The following is a 21633-nucleotide window of genomic DNA, read 5'->3' as shown; positions in this document are numbered from 1 at the left end:
TCAATATTTGTTATCACATGAAAAGAAGATCATTTATACAGAGCCTGGGGTTTATTGCCGGAAGTGCATTTATTTCTTTAAATTCAAAAGCCTTTACCAACTTGAACCGTGACAAAATGATCCGTGGCAAGGTAATGGATAAAAATAGGGGTGTTGCGAACGTAGTAATTTCAGATGGTTTTTCTGTCGTCAAAACCGATGCAAAAGGTCAGTACAGCATAGACCTGAACGAGAAAGCAAGTAACTTATTTATGAGTACGCCATCTGGCTACGAGTTTAAAACGAATGCCAATATTGCAAAACAGTATGAAGTTCTTGGCGCTAAAAACGAATATGATTTCGTGCTTACCAGCTTAAAGAAAAATGACGTCAAGCATAATTTCATCATATGGGCGGATCCACAGGTAAGAACCAAAGACGATGTTCAGCAAATGATGGAAACTTCGGTACCTGATACGATAGCAACCATTAAAGCTTTAGGCCCGGACGCATTAGTTCACGGAATTTGCGTTGGAGATCTTGCATGGGATTTCCTGGAATACTTTGAAGATTACAACAAAGCTGTAGCCATGATGGGAATCCCTTTCTTTCAAGCTTTAGGTAACCATGATATGAATTACAGAGAGGGTGGGGACGATACATCTGACCGGACCTTTAAAGAGTTTTTTGGGCCTACATATTATTCCTTCAACAGGGGGAAGGCTCATTATGTAGTCATGGATGATGTAAGGTATTTGGGCGTTGAACGTACCTACGATGGCTATATTAGCGAAACGCAGCTCAGTTGGCTGGCTAAGGATCTGGAGCATGTTAAAAAAGAAGATTTGTTGGTCATTAATCTCCATATTCCAGTTCACAACTCTATTAAAAACAAGGAAGAACTGTATAAGAGATTAGAAGGTTTTACTAACGTTCACATCATGTCTGGACATACGCACTACAATGTGAACAAGATCACTGATAATATCTTTGAGCACAACCATGGTGCTGTTTGTGGCGCATGGTGGGCAGGCGACATTTGCTCAGATGGAACTCCAAGAGGATATGGGGTGTATGAAGTTGATGGCAATGACTTAAAGTGGTTTTATAAGCCTACAGGACTTTCCAAAGCACATCAGATAAGCTTAACGCTTGATACACTTACGAATCAAAAGCGGTTACTCGCTAATGTATGGAACTGGGATCCCCAATGGAAGATTGAGTATGAGCTTGACGGAAAGAATATGGGTTCGCTCGAACAGCAGACAGGTAGTGATCCACAAGCAGTAAAGTTAAATGCTAAGGGTAAGCCCGCAAAGGGTCGAGCTTTTACTAAGCCAACGCAGACAGAACACCTATTTATGGCTCATTTCAAACCTGAAGTAAAGCAGGTTAAAGTGATTGCAACGGATCGTTTTGGAAATAAATATACTCAGGAGATTAGCGCATAAGCTACCAAGGACAGGTTAGAGTGTTCAGAAGGACTGTTATAGTGTTTCAAAGGGCTTGAACAGTCAGGACGTCCAATATTCAGGATGCCGAACCTACTAATTAGGCGTATATCGGAGAAACCTTTCGAGTTTGCGTACAAGATGCCTGATTAACGTATTTATTTTCTTTGTAAGCCTCTTTCCCTAATTTGCGAAGAATTTTGTAGTGCGACACTAATGCTCCACTAAAAGTTTTGCTTTCTATGTAAGGCAAGCCGAACTCTAATGCGGTTTGCCTTACGATTTTTCCAATCTCAGGATAATGAATATGGCACACTTTTGGGAACAAATGGTGCTCCACTTGTCTGTTTAATCCACCGCAAAGAAATGCTGCCAATTTGCTTTCTACCGCGAAGTTAGCTGTTGTTCGTAACTGATGTTCTGCCCATGCTTCTTCAATATTCCCATCTTCATCAGGAAGCGGAAAGCTAGTTCCTTCCACCACATGTGCAAGTTGAAAGACCAATCCAAGTACAAGACCCTGCGCAAACTGCATTGCCATAAAGCCAATTAAAAATTGCCACCAGGTTACATTCATAACAATCATAGGCAGAATTATGAAAAGGAAGTAATAGATCGACTTGTAAAAGAAGAGCTTAAAATATTCTATTCTTGGGTGGTCACAAACGTGCTCACCAATTTTTTTCTGAAAGAACTTTTTGTAATCTTTTCTGAATACCCAGGAGAGCATGGCTAAACTATAGAGACCAAAGGCATAAAAATGCTGGTAACGCTGAACTTTGTTTACTGTTTCGGATTCCGAGAACCTGATCAGTCCTGGTGCTACATCTATGTCTTCATCATGGCCCGCAATATTCGTATAGGTATGGTGTACAATGTTATGGCAAATGTTCCACACATATGGACTAGCGCCTATTAAATTAAAGACAAAGCTAAAAACTTCGTTTACCTTTTGATTGGAGGAAAAAGACTTATGGATCGCATCGTGACAAATGTTAAAGCCGACGAAAGCACCGGTCATTCCAAGCAATACAGCTAGCACCAGCATCACAGGATTACTTAAGTTTCCCAGTAATATGCTTAGGTACAAGCCGATGAGTATAGTCAAAAAGAATATGGCTTTGAACCACATTGCCCCATTAGCATAGGTGGAAAGGTTATTGTCGTTAAAATAGTGATCTACTCTGGAACGAACTGTTGCATAAAAGGCAGATTTATTACCATTCCTAAATTTAAGCTTTTTAGCCATTCTTTACTTTGTTATAATTCATATGATTCTTACCCCTACGATATTTGGCTAATGTAATACAATATGATTACAATAAGGAGTGGTGCATGTTATTATAAAGTTACGTAGATAATGAGATTCCAGATGTTTGATAGTAATTCATGCATTAAAAATAAAATTCCTACTTTTACACCCCGCTTATGGAACAGATAAAAACATCATTTGATTTTGAAAAGCCTTTGGCTGAATTGGTTCAGCAAATTGATAAGGTCAAACAAATCGCCGATAAAACAAAAGTAGATATGTCTGCAACTTTAACTGAACTCGAAGAGAAGATCATTGAAACCCAAAACAACCTTTACAGCAACTTGACTGGCTGGCAAAAAGTTCAGATGTCTCGTCACCCTGAGAGACCACAGACGCTAGACTACATCAGTATGATCTGTGATGACTTTATTGAAATGCATGGAGACAGGACCGTAAGGGATGATAAAGCCATAATAGGTGGTTTTGCAATCATCGGTGGACAATCAGTAATGATCATTGGTCATCAAAAAGGTAAGAATACCAAAGAACGTCAGTTTCGTAATTTCGGTATGGCTAATCCTGAAGGTTACCGGAAAGCTTTGCGTTTAATGAGACTGGCAGAAAAGTTTAATAAGCCCGTTATATCATTTATTGATACGATGGGTGCATATCCTGGTCTTGAAGCAGAGGAGCGTGGTCAGGGTGAGGCTATCGCAAGAAACCTGTTAGAAATGTCTATTCTCAAGGTTCCGATTCTTTGCTTTGTCATAGGCGAAGGTGCATCGGGAGGGGCTTTAGGTATCGGCATTGGTGATAAAGTTTATATGCTTGAACATACCTGGTACTCAGTGATCTCTCCGGAATCCTGCTCTTCCATTTTATGGAGGAGCTGGGATTATAAGGAACGTGCTGCCGACTGTCTTAAATTAACTTCCGACGATATGTTTAAGAACAGGTTGATCGACGGCATAATTAAGGAACCGCTGGGTGGTGCTCATCAGAATCCTGAAGCAATGGCCGAAACAGTTAAGGCTCAGATTTTAAAAGATCTTCAAGAACTAAAGAAAGAAAAAACACAGACAATGATCTCGAACAGGATAGACAAATTCTGCGCCATGGGTGTAGTAGTAGAATAGCTGCAGAGATTACTAAATATGTAAAAGCCTTGCAAATGTTAAATTGCAAGGCTTTTTTAATGGGGATGAATTTCAGTTATTGAGGGGCATAGAACGCGGAAAAACGCCCTTCCAATGCTTTATACTGGTTAAGCAAATTTTCGCTTAATTTCGTTTGGTTATATTTTGCGGCCGTTTTAGACATTTGGTTTAAAAACGACATCCCCAATTGGATATTCTGACCACCTGTGAACTTACCTTTACTTGCAGAAACATCTGCCAGGTATACTAATTCTTTTTGGATGTACACTGCACATTTCTCAATCATCTCATTCGCACGTTTCGTATCGTTCAACGCATAAAGGTTTTCTGCCATGAAGTATTTACCCATCATTGAACGCAAACCAAAGAACTTATCAGGCATCACTTCAAAATATTTAGCAACTACCTTTTTAGCCTCTTCAGTTTTGCCTTCATTTAGCAATCCAGAGATGGTATTATTGAAGACATTGGTGAAAATAGATACATCGTCTGTAGACTGTGTATCAAGGTAACTGGCATTTTTGACATTACCCCATACAAATTTGTTCATGATGTTGTTGTACAGAACCGGAACATTCAATAGTTCAGTCTTACCTGCTAATGAGGTATCCACTTTCAAAGGGCGCAACTGTAAAGCCAGGCCTGAGTTGTAAAGATAGTTGTCCAAGCCGTTGTATTGTTCTGATGGAACTGTGCTTGCAAAGTAGATTGGTCTTTTCCAATTGTTGTGCACCAATATATCAAACATAGCAAGGGTGCCTTTAGTAACGTAGTTTTTGTTAAATTTCCACTCCATTGCAGGAACAATTTTTGCGGAATCTTTGGCATCTACGATGTTGTTTTTAATTACCTGATCACGGTCGACGGTCAATTTGAAGTTTTTAGTGAAAATGAAATTTTCCCTTCCGCCACCTTGCAATGGCACTTTATCTTCGTCATTGTCAGATAGTAATACCGCCAGAACGTCTGCTAATTCAACTGATCCAGGTATATTGGAATCCCTGTACCGCAGGATATCTCTCACACCCTGAACATATTTGGATTCGTTCATGGAAATAGGTAACGGCGCGGATTCGTTTTGAACGCGTTTCATCCCATTTATATACCAATCGGTATCAAACAGACTTAAGTTAACCAAACGGATATCCGGTCTTATATTCTCTACCTCCTGTGCATACCACAATGGATAGGTATCGTTGTCCCCATAAGTGAATAAGATTGCATTTGGGGCACAGGACTGAAGATAATCCACGGCAATATCATGCGCTACCATTTTCTCCGACCTGTCATGATCATCCCATCCTTGCTGGGCCATTATTACGGGAGCCGCAAACAAGCCAATAATTGAAGCGAAAATACCTGCATTTAGCGGGTTCACTTTTTTAGCAAGCCATTCTCTGATGGCTAAAACACCAAGACCAACCCAAATCGCGAATGCATAGAATGATCCTGCATAAGCATAATCACGCTCTCTGGGCTCCATCGGCTTCTGATTTAGATATAGTACGATCGCCATACCTGTAAAAAAAAATAGCAGACCAATGATTCCTGCATCTTTCTGATTTCTTTTGAAATGCCAGATCGCACCCAATAGCCCCAATATTAAAGGAAGGAAGAAAAAACGATTGTATGCGTTGCTCCCAGTTATAGTTGGTGGTAAATTGCTTTGATTTCCTAAGAAAATTGCGTCTATAGGCTTGATTCCGCTTAACCATTGACCCTCATATACACTACCTTGTCCTTGTTCGTCATTTTGCCTACCGACAAAATTCCACATGAAATACCTCATGTACATCATTCCTGTTTGGTAGCTAAAGAAGAACTTGATATTGTCAAATAATGTTGGGAATGCGGTGTCATCAAGACCTAATAAATCTTTGTAGTAGCCGATATGCCTGGCATCATCACTGTACATCCTCGGGAAAGGGGTGGTTCTGTCATAGATATAATCAGTTTTTTTACCCGCGACCTCATACTTATCAACGCCTTTCCTGTAGGTTGTTTTCCCTTCTTCAACTTCTACAACCTCAGAATTATAGTTCGGTCCAAAAAGTAATGGCCTGTCGCCGTACTGTTCTCTATTCAAATAACCAAGGAAAGCGAATGCATTGTCCGGATCACTGTTGTTTAAGTTGGTATCTGCTTTGGCTCTGATGATGATCATTGCGAACGATCCGTATCCAAAAACGATCAGTACGGTTGATAGTAAAGCCAAGTTAAGAATTTTTTTCTCGTGTTTGATAGAATACCTGATTCCCCAAACCAATGCGGCAATTACAAGAATTGCGAAGAACAAAATACCTGTTCCGAATCCAAGGCCTAAGGTATTCACAAAGAAAAGGTCAAAAGATGCTCCGGTTGATACTAGGTATTGAATGATGCCATACTGAATCACTGCAAGAATTAAGATGCCTATGGCTGCAGTTTTGAAGATCCCCGCAGAGGTTGGATTTTTTGTCTTCTTGAAATAGTATACAAATGCTATTGCAGGGATAGTTAGAAGATTCAATAAGTGGATTCCGATCGATAAACCCATGATGTAGGCGATAAATAGCAACCACTTATCCGCACGGGGTTCATTGGCATTCGCTTCCCATTTTAAGATAGCCCAAAAAACAATTGCAGTGAAAAGCGATGATAATGCATAAACCTCAGATTCAACTGCTGAAAACCAGAAACTGTCTGAAAAGGTGTATGCCAATGCACCAACAGCCCCTGCTCCCATAATTGATATCAGGTTGCTTTTACTGACCTCTTCATTTTCTTTAATCAAAATTTTCTTAGCTAGAGCTGTGATGGTCCAGAATAAGAACAGGATGGTAGCGCCACTTGCAATTGCTGAACCAACGTTCATGAAGTAAGCGATCTTAGTAAGATCTCCAAAAGCGAATAACGAAAAGAAGCGCTGGATCATTAGAAATAATGGAGCTCCCGGTTGGTGTACAACCTGCATTTTTAATGCAGCAGCGATAAATTCGCCGCAATCCCAAAAGCTTACTGATGGCTCTAATGTTAAAATATAGGTTAGGGTGGCAAGGACGAAACAGATCCAGCCGGTAATGTTATTAATCTTAGAATAATTCATTTGTTATAAATGTAGTTCTTATTACGATTACGCTTAATTGCTGCCGAAAATAAAGAATAAGATTGATATATGATTAAATATAATTGAGTTTAACATTTGTCTCCCTTTGCTTAAATAGACTATGGAAAGGGCCTCTAACTGACTTTGATCAGGGGTTGGTACGCCTTTTGTCTTACCAACCCCTGATTATCCCCTACCAACCTCATATGAAAATCAGATCATTAGGAAGTTGAATTATTAGTCACTTAAATTATTTCATATTTTTTCGACTCTGGTATTGCAGAAGTGAAAAATCTGCGTAAATTTGCATTCCATTTAAAAGCAAGCCTTTTGTGGAAGATTGCCCGATAGTATAAAGGTAGTACAACGGTTTTTGGTACCGTTTGTCTAGGTTCGAATCCTGGTCGGGCAACCAAACATTATTCGGATTGTGGTAAAAGCGCAATCCGATTTTTTTAACCACTATTGATCCCGTTCAATAATGCCATTGCAATTCAACCCCGTTAAGCTTTTTGCCGGAACTGGTACAAGAGAATTAGCACTTAAGATTGCCGAGCACTACGGTAAGCCTTTAGGAGTCGTTACCTTAAACCGGTTTAGCGATGGTGAGTTTCAGCCTTCTTATGATGAAACTGTTCGTGGATGTGATACTTTCATCATTCAGTCTACCAACCAACCTTCAGATAATATAATGGAATTGTTGTTAATGATTGATGCTGCCAAAAGGGCATCAGCGCATTATATAACTGCCGTTGTTCCTTATTATGGGTTGGCTAGACAAGATAGAAAGGATAAGCCACGTGTTGCCATCGGAGCGAAACTGGTAGCAAATCTGTTAAAATCAGCGGGGATTCACAGGATCATGACGATGGATTTACATGCTGCTCAAATTCAGGGATTTTTTGATATCCCTGTTGATCACCTTGACGGTTCAGTAATATTTGTTCCTTACATTAAAAGCTTAGGATTGGAAAACCTGACTATAGCATCACCTGATATGGGTGGTTCTTATCGGGCACGTACATTTGCTAAGTTCTTCAATGCTGAGGTTGTGATTTGCGATAAACGTCGTAAAAGAGCAAACGAAATTGAGTCAATGTCCATCATAGGGGACGTGACTGATATGGATATTGTATTGATTGATGATATCTGTGACACTGCGGGCACGCTTGCGAAAGCTGCTGCACTGATCATGGAAAAAGGGGCGAGAAGCGTCAGAGCGGTTTGTACGCACCCTGTACTTTCAGGAAAGGCTTACGAAACGATAGAAAACTCGATGTTGACGGAGTTAATCGTAACCGATACGATCCCATTGAAGCGTCCGAGTGATAAAATACGGGTACTTAGCACAGCCCCATTGTTTGCGAAGGCTATTGCCAATGTAAACGAGCATGGTTCGATTAGCGGACTTTTTGAAGTTTAATATTAATAATTTATATACCGGGGCTTAGGCCTCACAACAATCAAAAAAAATGAAAACAATCGCAATTAGCGGTTCTCCAAGAGAGAACGTAGGGAAACGCGATGCTAAAGAGCTTCGCTATGAAGGCAAAGTTCCTGCAGTATTGTATGGTGGTAAGGAACAAGCACATTTCGCTGTAGTTTCTACCGATCTGAAAGATGCTATCTATACTCCAGAGGCAAATTTTGTTGAGATTAGTTTAGGTACTCAAAAAATCAAAGCGATCATCAAGGAATTACAGTTCCATCCATTAACAGATTTATTATTACACGTTGATTTTCTTCAACTGTTTGATGATAAAGAAATTGTTATGGAGATCCCTATTAAATTAACCGGAACTTCTCCAGGTGTAAAAATGGGTGGTAAACTAGTTCAGAAATTACGCAAACTTCGCGTTAAAGCATTACCGAAAGATATGCCCCAAACTGTTGAAGCAAGTATCTCTAAAATGGAAGTTGGTAGTTTGTTCCGCGTACGTGACCTTGCCCAAGGTGATTTTGTGGTAACTAATACTCCTGAAGACACTATCGTATCTGTTGGTATGTCTAGAGCATTAAAACAAGCAGAACAAGTTGGCGGAAAGAAATAATTTCAATCAGTCTTTTGTTAAAGGCGTTGCAGCGTTATACCTGCAACGCCTTTTTGCGTTTTCTATAGTTCGCATTTGCTATATCCGCTAAACTATTATCTTTGCTTCATCATGAAATATCTAATCGTAGGTTTAGGGAACATTGGTCCTGAATATGCATACACCAGGCACAACATCGGATTTTTAATTGCTGATCAATTGGTAAAAGGTTTGGGTGGTAGTTTTTCTAATCTTCGCCTTGCCTACTATTCGGAAGTTTCCTTCAAAGGGAAAAAACTTCATGTGATCAAACCAACAACCTTCATGAATTTAAGCGGAAGGGCCGTGAACTATTGGATGCATGAATTTAAAGTACCCTTCGAAAATGTGATTGTTCTTGTAGATGATCTGGCTCTTCCGTTGGGTAAGCTAAGACTTAAGCTTCAGGGAAGCAGTTCAGGCCATAATGGATTAAAAAGTATTGAAGCGGTTTGTGGGGGACAGGCTTATCCAAGATTACGATTTGGAATTGGAGACAACTTTCCAAAAGGCAGGCAGGCAGATTATGTGTTGTCAAACTTCGATAAAGAAGAACTACCCGAACTGCCTGGATTGATTGATAAAAGTACAGAATTGATCAAGAGCTTTGTAACCGTTGGTCCAGCCAAAACGATGACTGCCTTCAATCAATAGCGGTTATAGCCGGGTTTTGCCGTCCGTGTACATCGTTAGTTTATTATGTAAGGTCTCCAAGTCGAAGGGCTTACCTACTACATCATTTGCTCCGGCTTCGATAGCCGTTTTTTTATCGTTATCCATTACTGCTGCCGAGAAGGTAATAATGGGAATGCTTTCCTTGCCTGGAGCGTAGCCACCTCTAATGTGTTTTATAGCATCAAGACCATTCATCACAGGCATGAAGGTGTCCATTAAAATGATGTCGTAATCATTTAACTTTAACTTATCGATTGCTTCTTTGCCGTTTTCTACTACATCGGCATCGATTTCCCAGTCTTTTAGAATCCTAATGATCAGAAATTTATTAATTGGGTTGTCTTCGGCTACAAGAACTTTCAGATGTGGCAGGGGTTCAAAATTCTTTTTATTACTCTTAATTAAGGGCTTCAATTCCTTTACAATCTGATACCAATTTTCGAAGCTAAAAGTAGTTCCAGACCCTAATTTACTCTGAACCTGCAGGGTTCCGCCTTTTAATTTAGTAAGATTTTTAACTATCGATAGTCCAAGGCCTGTCCCTCCAAAATTGATTGTCGTGTTATCATCGGCTTGTTCGAAGGTTTCAAATATCTTTTCGGTATTTTCTTTAGCTATACCAATACCAGTATCGATGACAAGAAATCTTAATTTTACGCTATTTCCCTTAAAATCTATGGCTTCTACTCTTAAAGTGACACTCCCTTCGGAGGTAAACTTAACTGCATTACCAATCAAATTCATTAAAATTTGATTTAACCTTAAGGAATCTGCTAAGATTTGGTTAGGCAACATTGGGTCCAGTTCTGTTATCAATCTTAAGTTTTTCTCTTTCGCACGGATGCTAAGCAGATTTACGACAGAATCACATAGTCTTGGCAGATCAGTTTCAGTTCTGGTAATTTTGAACTTACCGGCCTCAATTTTAGAAAGGTCAAGGATATCATTGATTACGCCTAAGAGAGAATCCGAAGAAATTGCCAAAAGTTTAAGCATCTCATGTTGTTCCTCTGATAAATCTGTCTTTGCCAACAAATGGGCGATCCCAATAATACCATTTATCGGTGTCCGAAGCTCGTGGCTCATACTTGCAAGGAAATTTTCTTTAATTCTTTTTCCCTGTTCGGCATGTTTCTTTGCCAAGATCAATTCCTTTTGATAAGCTTCTAATTCTTTGTTTTTCTTTTTGAGTTCACGCTGGTTTCTCACGAACTGAATAAACGAATCGACTTTTGCAGAAGTCACAAATGGGTCTAAAGGTTTATATAAGTAATCTACTGCACCAGTATTCAGCCCCCTAACAGCGTATTTGGTTTCTTTAGAAATCGCCGTTACAAAAATTATTAAGATATCTTTGGTTCTAGGGTTACTCTTTAAAATCTCTACTAATTCGAACCCATCCATTTCAGGCATCTGAACGTCGATGAGGCCTATGGCTATGTCCATTTCCCAAGAGAGTTTTAATGCTTCATTTGGGTTGGTAGTAGAAATGATATTTATATCGTCGCGTTGCAACAAAGCCTCAAGAGCAATGATGTTTTCGGGTCGGTCGTCGACTATAAGAATATTTATTTTTTCCATTTTAGTGGTAGTATCAGTTGAGGAGTTATGCGATTTTTTGATAGATATTATTTTTTTTGTCGACTACTTTAAAACGGCCGTTTTCATTACTTCGTAATGTCTCTTTAGCTCCAAGGCAAAGGAAACCGAAATTAGCTAAACTATTATAGAATAGTTCAATGACTTTCATTTGAAGCTCCATATTAAAGTAAATGAGAACATTTCTACAGGAGATCACTTGAAATTCATTAAATACGCCATCTGAAGCAAGATTATGGGCAGAGAAAAGTACATTCTTTTTCAGGGAATAGTTGATAATGGCCGCATCATACTTTGCCGTATAAAAATCAGATAGGGTATGTACTGTTCCGGTTTGGTGGAAATTCTCGGAATTTTGCTTCATTTTTTGTAGCTCGTAAATACCTGAACGCGCATGCTCTAAAACATCACTATTAATGTCTGTTCCGTAAAAAAACGTTCGATCGTAAAGCTTTTCTTCGGAAAACAAGATCGCATAGGAATACAACTCTTCGCCGGTGGAGCAACCTGCATTCCAAACTTTCAGGCGTTGGTAAGATCTTAGATAGGGAATCACATTCACTGCTAATGACTTGTAAAACAGTGGGTCTCTAAACATTTCAGTCACGTTCACCGTAATTTCGATCAAAAATGATTCGAAATAATCCAAGTCGTTTGTTAACAACGTACGTAGATCGAAAAGGCTTAGTTTTTGCAAACCCATAATTCTCGTCACCCTTCTTTTTAACGAGGCGGCAGAATAGCTGCCAAAATCAAAGTCCTGCGTATTTCTGATGAGGTCAATCAAGCTATTGAGCTGTTCGTAGGTTATTATTTCTTGGTTTGAATTGTGCATACTAACTTAGCCAAACTCTGAGCATAGATAAAAGTTTATCCATATCTACAGGTTTAGAGATATAATCGTTTGCACCAGCCTCTATACATTTTTCCCTGTCATTTTTCATTGCTTTTGCCGTAAGTGCGATGATCGGTAGCTTAGCATACTGCTTATCCTTCCTAATTTCCCGCATTGCTTCATAACCATCCATCTCAGGCATCATAATGTCCATTAGGACAATGTCAATCTGATTGTTCTCTGCCAGTCGGGTTATCGCCTCGCGGCCGTTGTTTGCAATCAGAATGTTCATGTTGTAAAGCTGCAATGCACTGGATAAAGCAAAGATATTTCTCATGTCATCGTCAGTAATCAAAACTGTTTTATTCTCCAGGGCCTTTTCAATACTCGATACACCTTTTTCTACAGTGTTGCTCTTGACAGAGACGGCCTTTCCATCACCTTGTTTCAGTTTGTTCATAAATAGACTTACTTCATCTATTAGGCGATCGTTAGATTTGTTGCTCTTCAACACCATAGCCTCACTATGCTTCAGGATTTTGGCCATCTTGTCCTGATCCAATTCCATCGCAGTGTTTATGATCACCGGAACGTGTGTTAGTTCAGGCTGCTCTTTAATTTGATCAAGGAGATCAAAACCAGAAATATCAGGAAGGTTTAAATCTAAAATTATACAATCAAACCGTTGATCTTTTAGCATTTGCAAAGCCTGTTCGCCAGTGTATGCCTGTTCCACATCAACGCCTTTATTCGTTAGCTGCTCAGTTAATATATTACTCTGCAGTTCCTGGTCCTCAATAATTAATACTTTTTTGAGGTTATACCTTAGATGAGCGGAGCTCAGCAGGCTAAAAGCTTCGTCCAAGGCATCTTTTTCGACGGGTTTCTTAAGGAAACCAATTGCTCCTTCATTCTTAGCCCGATCATCTTTTTCGTTTCCGGCAGACATCATATGAACAGGAATGTGTCTGGTACGCGGATCTGCTTTCAACTTTTTCAGAATTTGCCATCCATCCATTACGGGCAGCATGATGTCCAATACTATAGCATCCGGTAGTTCTGAAATTGCCATCTCGAGACCGATATCGCCACGAGTGGCAAGCATTGGTGTAAATCCTTTTTCTATTGCATAATCGGTCAATAATTCAGCAAAAGTAGGGTCGTCCTCAACGATCAGTAAGCTTTGCGCCGATTCTGGCTTCTTCGCTATACTATTTACAGGAGGAGGAGTACGGATTTGTACCTCTACAGTTCGGGTCAACTGTTCTTCAGGTTTGAGGTCTACGTTCCGTTCGGGAAGGTATAACGTAAAAGTGCTACCAATATTTGGCTCACTTTGGATTTGGATCTCGCCGCCAAGTAAATGTGCTAGTTCCTTACTTATAGATAGGCCTAACCCGGTGCCACCATATTTTCTGCTTGTTGATCCGTCTGCCTGCTGGAATGCTTCGAATATCAGTTTCTGTTTTTCGAGAGGAATTCCTATTCCAGAGTCTTTCACCTGAATGCCGATAATCGTTTCCTTTGTTTCTTTTAGTTGGTCTGAGAAATAATTTGTTTGCGGATCGGCTAAAAGAAATTCTAAACTGATCTCGCCATGTTCAGGAGTGAACTTGAATGCATTAGATAACAGATTTTTGATAACCTGCTCGACTCGGGATTGGTCAGAAAGAATCGTCTTTGGTAAGTTATTAGCTACTAAGATCTTGAAAATGATCTTCTTGTTTCGCGCGAGTTCTGTAAATAAGGATTCTGTATTGTGTTGTATCTCTACAGGATCAATAGGCGCTATGTCCAGGTCAACTTTTCCTGATTCGATTTTAGAAAGGTCAAGTATGTCATTGATCAGTGTAAGTAGGTTGTTTCCGGCATTGTGTATTACGCCTGCATATTTCATCTGGTCTTCTGTAAGGTTTTCTGGTTTGTTTTCCTTCAGTATTCTAGCCAGAATAAGGATGCTATTTAAGGGGGTTCTTAACTCATGGCTCATGTTAGCAAGAAACTCTGATTTGTAACGGCTGGAGATCTCGAGCTCTTCAGCCTTCAGCATCATTGCTTCTCGTGATTGGTTAACAACAATATTCCGTTCTTCCAATTGCTGAGCCTTTTCTTCTAATTCTGCATTTGTTTGTCTTAACTCCTCCTCCGACGCCTGAAGCTGTTCCGATTTATAAATCAATTCTTCGTTCGTAGTCCTTAATTCTTCCTGTTGACTCTCTAACTCCTCTGCTTGCTGTTGGGTTTCTTCAAATAAATCTCTTAGTTTAACTCTTGCCACCGCGCTATTGATAGCTACACCAACATTATCCGAGATGGTGTTTAAAAATTGAATTGTGACTGGGTCTGGCTCTGTTAGCAGTCCGAGTTCTAATACAGCAATAGTATATTTCTCGAATATTACTGGTAAAAGCAATAGTGACGTCGGGTTTGTGTCGCCTAAGCCTGAATTTACCTTAATGTAATCTTTAGGAAGTTTGTTTATCAATCGAAAGCGTTTCTCTAATGCGGTTTGTCCAACTAAACCTTCACCAAGGTTGTATCCTTTTTCTGCACCCGAAGTTTTCCTATATGCATATCCCGCAGTTAAATCGAAGGACTTTTTGGAAGAAAGTAGGTAGATCGCTCCTATAGGAGCTCCAATATAACTGCAGATTTCCGTGATAATGTTTGTGGCGAGCTGGTCAATTTCCTGTTCTCCCTGTATAGCCTCATTTAATTTTGTAGCACCAGAAAGCAACCAATTCTTTCGCTCATTGTCTGCCGAAATATCTGCTAGTTGGATGTTGGATTCCCGAATTTGTTTTTCAGTAAGGGCTTGCTGGTCAAAGGTTTTCTTAATATAAGAGAAAAGGAATAGGATCAAACAAAAAATGATAAAAGAGCTCGTCCAGACTATCCAGGTGCTTTGAGTGCTGCTTTTTAGGGTATTAGCTTTCCGTATCTTTAGCAGATTCATCTCTTCCTGAATAATCCTGTTGCTCACACCAAGCATCAACATCTTAATCCTTTGTCCGCTGCCTCCCATCACCATTTTATTAGCGTTCTCCCTACCTCCGATGGCGTTGAACCGCAGAACGGTTTGCATGTCGGCGATTTTTTGCTTCGCATAGCGCTCCAGCGTATCTATTCTTAACAGTTGTCTAGGGTTGTCCTGCACAAATATGCCCAATTCCCCAATTGTAGGAGCGATTTTATCCACATTTTGCGTGTAAGGGTCTAGAAAATCATTTTTCTGCGTCAGGATAAAACCCCTCATTGAGGTCTCTGAATTGAGCATTTGTGTTTCGATCTTTTGAGTGATATTTATCACTTCAGAAGTGTGGGTTTGCCATTTTGCATCCTCAGCTAAATTTTTAACACTATAATAAGATGTTATAGCAGATAAAAGGACAAAAAGTAATGAGAATCCAAAGCCGGTCCTTACTTGTTGTTTAAAAGATAGCTTAAACATAAATGCTATGGTTGATTTGTGCGGAAAATTTGTATGCAATTATAACGAATATTCCCGTGAAATATTTAACCGAGTCCTAGCTAAATCCCTGCAGACATTGAGAATAAGTATTCCCTATTGGAATAATTTGATCACCCATCCAAATCTGGTTACGGTCGTACTTGTCTATCTTATTTATTGCGACTATAAATGCGCGATGTGTTCTGATAAATTTTTTAGCCGGCAGCATCTGCAGCATTTCATTAATAGGAACGCGTGTACTTAGCAGATTTTTATTCCTAAGATTAATTCTGGTGTAATTGCCCGCTGCTTCGATATATAGGATGTCGTCGATCTGTACCTTAATTTGTTCGTAGCTATCCTTAATAAAGAGAGAATCTTGTTCTTTATCACCAAAAGCGTTGAGTCTTAAGTTGTAAATTTCGTTCGCTTTGTTGCAAGCCTTTAAGAAACGAGGCAATGAAAATGGCTTTAGCAGATAGTCAATAGCATCCAATTCGAAGCTTTTAACCGCATGTTCTGAATATGCTGTTGTGAAAATAACCATGGGTGGGTTGCTAAGTGCATGAAGAAAATCGATGCCGTTGATGTCTGGCATCTTAATGTCGAGAAATATCAGGTCGACTTGGTGCTGCTGCAAGTAGTGCATCGCGTCAAAAGCATTTGTAAATACTTCTGCTAAAGTTATTGCCAATACTTTCGAAGCATGAGACCTTACAATATCAAGGGCAATCGGTTCGTCATCTACAGCAATAGCAATCATGTTTAAAACTAATCAATTTCCGTGAGGTCGATGGTCAGGTGAACAAAAAATTCTTTAGCATTGTCACGGATGATTAACTCATGGTGATTCGGATATAGCAAACTCAATCGTTGTTTTACGTTTTGTAGTCCTATTCCTCCATGTGATTTTTCGGGATCATTCTCATTTGCCTTGTTAATACTATTGCTGACATCAAGGTATAATTTGGCGGCTTTGGTTTGAAGGGTGATCCTAACTTGAGATGGATTATTTAGACTTATACCATGCTTAAAAGCATTTTCGACGAATGGGAGTAACATCATTGGTGCGATTAAGTATTGTTCTTGAGGTTCTTCAATATCTGTTTCAATATGGATATTCGGACTCGTTGCAATTCTAAGTTTTTGTAAGGAAATATAGTTTTTGAGATACTCTATGTCCGTTGCAAGAAGTGTTTTATCTGCCACATTTTCTTCGAGCATGAAACGCATCATATCACCAAGTTTTTGAATGCCTTCACCTGTTCGAGCTGCATTTTCCTGAAGAGCTGTTCCATATAAAGTATTCAGCGCATTGAATAAAAAGTGTGGGTTGATCTGAGATTTCAGAAAATTCAAATTTGCGTCAGCTTTACCAAGTTCAGTTTTAAGTGATCTTATCTCTTCGGCCTCTCTTTTATTTCTTGCTTTATAAATGATCCATGATAAGACGGGTACCACAACAAATTGAGCAGGCATGTTCATTAAATATAAGTAGTCAAATTTATCTCGGGCTGGGTAGAAGGTATAAACCATCATTAACAACAAAAGATAGGTCACTACGGCATTTACGATGGTTCGCCCTATAAATTTAAGCCCGGTTTTATTGGTTTTACTTAATTCTGGAAGAAGAACATGCACTGCATACAGGTAGTGAAGAATTGCTATAGGGATTAAAGTGCTAAAGACCGCGCGGATGTCTAAATTATAATTTAGAATGACGCAAATTGCATGTTGGAATAAAAACAGGGCAAACAGCATCAGTCCCTCTTGAGCAAGAGTGAGCTTCTCTCCATCTTTTGTTGAGGTGATAAAAATAACCATCATTTTTATCGCAAGTAGTAATGCGAAGTACTCATTAATAAGGCCCGCGACCCAGCAAAGGTGAATAAGCAGACAAATCAGGATTATTCCGTTGGATGGTTTTCGTTCTTTTTGTTCTATTTCAGTGTTGACGTAAAAAAACAGCAGGAAATAGCAAAGACAAGTGATTACATAAGTAGAGAAAAGGTTAATCCAAAACCTGTTATAATAGATATGGTTGGGTATGGTAATATGCTCACTTACTGCTGCGCCCGCGCTAACAATAAAAGCGACTACCGCACATGCAGTGAATGCTATAAGTTCAATTTTCGCTACTTCTTGAAGTTTTGTCATGGTTGTTTTTCTTTGCACAATGTTACAAAGTGTTATTTTTAGAAATTTCAATAAGTGATGAACTTACTAAAAAATGTGACGAACGGTGATTTCGTCTTGTTTTTTTAGATTTGCAGTATGAAAGTATACGGCATTCCAAATTGTAATACAATAAAAATGTCAACCATCTGGTTAACTGGGCATGGTCTGTCTTACGAATTCCACGATTTCAAGAAAAAGGGAGTAACTGTTGAAGAGCTTAATCGGTGGTGTGACTTTTTTGGTTGGGAAAATGTTTTGAATAAGAAAGGTACCACCTATAGGAAATTAACATTTGAGCAACAAGCAGCCGTATTTGACCAAGGTTCTGCAGTGGTGTTAATGGTTGCTAATCCTAGTTCCATCAAGAGGCCAATTGTAGAAGTGGATGAGAAGCCTGTTTTAATCGGATTCAGAGAAGAAGCCTACGTCCTAGCTTTTAAATAATGTTTATGCGACTGATTTTCCTCTTGTTTTTAATGCTGTTACAGCCATTAATAAATATGGCTCAAGAAACGGTTTTGGGTCATGTTTATGATTTTGAGAAGAAAACGTCACCATTAAAAGGAGTCGTTGTTCAGAACTTAAACAATGGGAAAGCTTTGCAAACACCGATATCCGGACAGTTTAGGATTTCGGCTAAGAAGGGCGATCTTTTAGTATTTTCTAAAAATGGATATCATACAGATACTTTGTTTTTGATAAATCTTGCAGATAAGCGAATTTTTTTGCCTGTTAGTGCCAATCAGTTGAATGAAGTAAGTATTCTCGGCGCCAGAGTTAACCCAGGTGTTTTCTATAAAGATCCTGAGGTCCATGAATTTAAAAGATTTGAAACGGACGATTTAAGAGGGAAGAAGAACAATGACCGGGCTGGCGGTTTGAAACTTAATTTAGGATATGGGAAGTATCGCCGTGAGCAGACTAAGAAAGAGTTGTTGGAACAGCGGGAGGGATTTGACGAAGAAATCAATTCAAACTTTAACAACATCGTCATTTCCAATTTGATTAAGCTCAAAGACGAGGAGTTAAAGGCTTTTATATATTTATATAGGCCTTCGGCTTTGCTGGTTTCGTCGGAACGGCCTTTTAATTATAGTAGTTATATTATTAAGGCCTATAGTACCTGGCTTAAGCTGCCCTTTAAGCAACGCAAATTACCAGCCATGCCTAAATTGTAAGATCTTTTTGATCTTTACTCGCTCTTATTGGTGTTACATTTGCCTTGGCATATAATGTTATTTATATATTTAATTCAAATTTTGCATTTCTATGAATATTATTGAAAAATCTACTGTCTTTTCGCTATTTCTTGTAGCAATAGGAGGATCTGTGTTTGCACAGAACGCGAGTCCTACCTCTAACTATGATCCCCACGAAGCATTTAATCCGCTATTCTACACTCAAAATGGGAATGAATTCCGTTCAGCAAGTGGATATCCCGGACCAAAGTATTGGCAAAACAAAGCTGATTATGTGATTGCAGCAGAACTTAATGACGTTACGAATACTATTTCGGGATCTGTGACGATAACCTATAAAAACAATAGCACTGATAAGTTGCCGTATTTATGGCTACAATTAGACCAGAACCTTTTTGCGGAAGGCTCAAGAGGAAATGCATTGATCACTGGAAACAGTCGCTATGGCAACCGTGGCGAAAAGCTACAGGGAGGTTATAAGATTGAGGGGCTTGATGTTTCTAAAAAGGCCAAGACAGTAAAGTTTAGTTCGCTAACTGAAGATACCAGAATGCAGATTAGATTGGACCAGCCCTTGGGTGCAGGGGAGGTAATTACAATAAAAATGAATTTTTCTTTCGTGATTCCAATCAATGGATCAGACCGCATGGGGCACCTCGCCACCAAAAATGGGGAAATTTTCACTATCGCGCAATGGTTTCCAAGAATGTCTGTATATGATGATGTTTTGGGTTGGAATACTCTGCCTTATTGGGGTGCTGGCGAGTTTTATTGCGAGTATGGTGATGTTGATTTTGTTATCACGGCTCCTGCAAGCCATATTGTGATGGGATCAGGAGAACTATTGAATCCTCAGGAAGTATTTACAACCGAGCAGTTGAAACGTTGGAATGCAGCAAAAAATAGTGATCAAACAGTAACTGTCAGATCAGAAGCAGAGGTATTAGACCCGGCTTCAAGACCATCAAAAGAAAAACTAAGCTGGAAATTCAGGATTAAAAATACCAGAGATGTAGCCTGGGCATCATCGAAAGCATTTGTGCTTGACGCTTCCCGTATTAATCTTCCTAGTGGAAAGAAAGCCTTGGCTGTATCTGCACATCCTGTGGAGAGTAATGGTAAAGACGGATATGGAAGGGGTGCGGAGTACGTTAAAACGTCAATAGAGCATTATTCAACGAAATGGTTTGAATACCCTTATCCGATGGCAGTAAATATCGCCAGTAACGTTGGTGGAATGGAGTACCCCGGAATCGTGTTTTGCGGTTGGAAAGCAAAGAATGGAAGCGCATGGAGCGTGATAGACCATGAGTTCGGGCATACCTGGTTTCCAATGATCGTTGGGAGTAACGAGCGTAAATTTGGCTGGATGGATGAAGGATTCAATACTTTTATAAATGGTATTTCTTCCCAGGCATTCAATAATGGAGAGTATAAACAAGGGCAGACAGATATGCGTAGGGCAGCTTTAATTTATCAAAGGCCTGAAGCCGAATACATCATGTTGAGTCCAGATGCGATGAGAGAAGCGAACATTGGACGTAACCTATATAGCAAGCCTGGACAGGGTCTGGATCTTTTGAGAAACCAGGTACTTGGTGCTGATCGTTTTGACTATGCTTTTAGGAAATATATCGAAGAATGGTCTTTTAAGCATCCTACACCTGTTGATTTTTTCAGATCAATGGAGAATGGTGCTGGCGAGGATTTGTCATGGTTCTGGAAAGGATGGTTCCTAGAAAACTGGAAAATGGATCAGGCGATTACATCTGTTACCCCTAGCAAAGGTGCTAATACCAGTCCAGGTTACGATATTGAGGTTAGCAACTTAGAAAAGATGCCAATGCCCATTATTTTGGAGATTAAAACCAAAAGTGGTAAAACAGATATTATAAAGCTGGGAGTGGATGTTTGGATGAGGAACAAAAGTTGGGTTGTAAGGTATCCAACTGCCGAAGAAGTAGTATCGGTGAAGCTGGATCCTGAAAAAGTGTTGCCAGATGTGAACCCTGCTAACGATAGCTGGCCAGCTAACTAATTATTTAAAAAAGCTGTTTTTTAGCTTTTCAGCATCTATCACGGGGGCTGATGTATCTAAACGGATAGACCAGCCCTTCGTTTTTAAAAGCGGAATATCCACTTTTGAGACAGAGAGGTCTTTACCTTTAATGCTTTGGTGGTAAATGAGTGGGCTTAAGGGCTCCACATCCCCTTTTGCGTTGAACAGAATCTCTAGTTTGAACTTGGGCCAAAGTTGGATATCGCTCATATTGGCAGCGTAAATCTTGGTGCTACTATGTGGCTTTACGATGCCGGAATATTCACCATTGAAAGCACCGTTCCTCTCTGTTGTTAAGCTGGCCAGAAGGGTGAATGAGCTGTCGTTAACCAAGTGAAAATGTGCCACAGATGAAATGTGCTGATCGCTGACCAACCCGAGTGAAACACCTTCTTTGACAAAAACCTCTGGGGCAATGTTTACTGGCGTGCTGGTAGCGAGGGGACCGTTCTTTGGGATCTCTCCATGTATCAAAGTTACTTTTGATGCCATTACTGGAATCTCAAAGTCATTGGCATCGGTAACCCCGATAGTTTCTTTATCTATGATGCGTGTGATGTAGCCTTCCAGGTTTTCATCCACAAAGCGAACAAAGTCTCCGATTTTTAAATGCATGTCGTTTTGTATTTAGGATTCAAATT

General features: G+C 39.6%; 16 protein-coding genes and 1 tRNA gene. 9 read left to right on the top strand and 8 right to left on the bottom strand.

Annotation, left to right across the window (positions count from 1 at the left end; genetic code table 11):
- The first annotated feature begins 17 nt into the window (after nt 1-17).
- Entirely contained in the window at nt 18-1430 is a 1413-nt protein-coding gene (locus ACHFIZ_RS08665) for a calcineurin-like phosphoesterase C-terminal domain-containing protein (protein ID WP_410884856.1), read from the top strand.
- 100 nt (nt 1431-1530) lie between these two features.
- Here ACHFIZ_RS08665 and ACHFIZ_RS08660 read toward each other — a convergent pair whose 3' ends face one another.
- Nucleotides 1531-2679, bottom strand: a complete 1149-nt coding sequence (locus ACHFIZ_RS08660) for a fatty acid desaturase family protein (RefSeq protein WP_410884854.1) — start codon at nt 2677-2679, stop codon at nt 1531-1533.
- A gap of 179 nt (nt 2680-2858) precedes the next feature.
- On the opposite strand from ACHFIZ_RS08660, the gene ACHFIZ_RS08655 reads away from it, so the two are divergent.
- Nucleotides 2859-3821, top strand: a complete 963-nt coding sequence (locus tag ACHFIZ_RS08655; protein ID WP_410884852.1) for an acetyl-CoA carboxylase carboxyltransferase subunit alpha — start codon at nt 2859-2861, stop codon at nt 3819-3821.
- 76 nt (nt 3822-3897) lie between these two features.
- Here ACHFIZ_RS08655 and ACHFIZ_RS08650 read toward each other — a convergent pair whose 3' ends face one another.
- A complete protein-coding gene (locus ACHFIZ_RS08650) occupies nt 3898-6927 on the bottom strand; it encodes a DUF2723 domain-containing protein (RefSeq protein WP_410884850.1) in 3030 nt (1009 codons plus the stop codon).
- 341 nt (nt 6928-7268) lie between these two features.
- On the opposite strand from ACHFIZ_RS08650, the gene ACHFIZ_RS08645 reads away from it, so the two are divergent.
- The 4 genes from ACHFIZ_RS08645 (at nt 7269) to pth (ending at nt 9650) form a co-directional block, all read left to right on the top strand.
- A tRNA-Gln gene (locus ACHFIZ_RS08645) sits at nt 7269-7342 on the top strand.
- A 66-nt stretch (nt 7343-7408) separates the two neighbouring features.
- A complete protein-coding gene (locus tag ACHFIZ_RS08640; RefSeq protein WP_410884849.1) occupies nt 7409-8350 on the top strand; it encodes a ribose-phosphate pyrophosphokinase in 942 nt (313 codons plus the stop codon).
- A gap of 49 nt (nt 8351-8399) precedes the next feature.
- Entirely contained in the window at nt 8400-8978 is a 579-nt protein-coding gene (locus ACHFIZ_RS08635) for a 50S ribosomal protein L25/general stress protein Ctc (RefSeq protein ID WP_410884847.1), read from the top strand.
- Between the two features lie 111 nt (nt 8979-9089).
- Nucleotides 9090-9650 (top strand): aminoacyl-tRNA hydrolase, encoded by a 561-nt coding sequence (pth, locus tag ACHFIZ_RS08630; RefSeq protein WP_410884845.1) that lies wholly within the window; start codon nt 9090-9092, stop codon nt 9648-9650.
- Nucleotides 9651-9653: 3 nt separating this feature from the next.
- Here the strand turns inward: pth and ACHFIZ_RS08625 are convergent, their stop codons facing one another.
- The 5 genes from ACHFIZ_RS08625 to ACHFIZ_RS08605 form a co-directional block, all read right to left on the bottom strand.
- Nucleotides 9654-11252 (bottom strand): response regulator, encoded by a 1599-nt coding sequence (locus ACHFIZ_RS08625; protein WP_410884843.1) that lies wholly within the window; start codon nt 11250-11252, stop codon nt 9654-9656.
- Nucleotides 11253-11277: 25 nt separating this feature from the next.
- Nucleotides 11278-12105, bottom strand: a complete 828-nt coding sequence (locus tag ACHFIZ_RS08620) for a CheR family methyltransferase (protein ID WP_410884841.1) — start codon at nt 12103-12105, stop codon at nt 11278-11280.
- 1 nt (nt 12106) lies between these two features.
- Nucleotides 12107-15556, bottom strand: a complete 3450-nt coding sequence (locus ACHFIZ_RS08615) for a response regulator (RefSeq protein ID WP_410884839.1) — start codon at nt 15554-15556, stop codon at nt 12107-12109.
- 76 nt (nt 15557-15632) lie between these two features.
- Nucleotides 15633-16319 (bottom strand): LytR/AlgR family response regulator transcription factor, encoded by a 687-nt coding sequence (locus ACHFIZ_RS08610; protein ID WP_410884837.1) that lies wholly within the window; start codon nt 16317-16319, stop codon nt 15633-15635.
- 8 nt (nt 16320-16327) lie between these two features.
- Nucleotides 16328-17713: a sensor histidine kinase gene (locus ACHFIZ_RS08605; RefSeq protein WP_410884835.1), complete on the bottom strand. Its 1386-nt coding sequence runs from the start codon at nt 17711-17713 to the stop codon at nt 16328-16330.
- 117 nt (nt 17714-17830) lie between these two features.
- On the opposite strand from ACHFIZ_RS08605, the gene ACHFIZ_RS08600 reads away from it, so the two are divergent.
- From ACHFIZ_RS08600 to ACHFIZ_RS08590, 3 genes are all read left to right on the top strand, one after another.
- Nucleotides 17831-18178 (top strand): arsenate reductase, encoded by a 348-nt coding sequence (locus ACHFIZ_RS08600; RefSeq protein ID WP_410884833.1) that lies wholly within the window; start codon nt 17831-17833, stop codon nt 18176-18178.
- Nucleotides 18179-18183: 5 nt separating this feature from the next.
- Nucleotides 18184-18912, top strand: a complete 729-nt coding sequence (locus tag ACHFIZ_RS08595; protein WP_410884831.1) for a hypothetical protein — start codon at nt 18184-18186, stop codon at nt 18910-18912.
- 91 nt (nt 18913-19003) lie between these two features.
- Entirely contained in the window at nt 19004-20971 is a 1968-nt protein-coding gene (locus ACHFIZ_RS08590; RefSeq protein ID WP_410884829.1) for a M1 family metallopeptidase, read from the top strand.
- On the opposite strand, the gene ACHFIZ_RS08585 is transcribed toward ACHFIZ_RS08590, so the two are convergent.
- The gene (locus tag ACHFIZ_RS08585) at nt 20972-21607 is read right to left on the bottom strand and encodes a hypothetical protein (protein ID WP_410884827.1); all 636 of its coding nucleotides are present in this window, start codon (nt 21605-21607) and stop codon (nt 20972-20974) included. It abuts the gene before it with no gap.
- Nucleotides 21608-21633 lie beyond the last annotated feature (26 nt).

The organism is Pedobacter sp. JCM 36344 (genome assembly GCF_046546555.1).
Lineage (GTDB): Bacteria > Bacteroidota > Bacteroidia > Sphingobacteriales > Sphingobacteriaceae > Pedobacter.
This window is presented reverse-complemented; position numbering and strand designations above follow the sequence as displayed.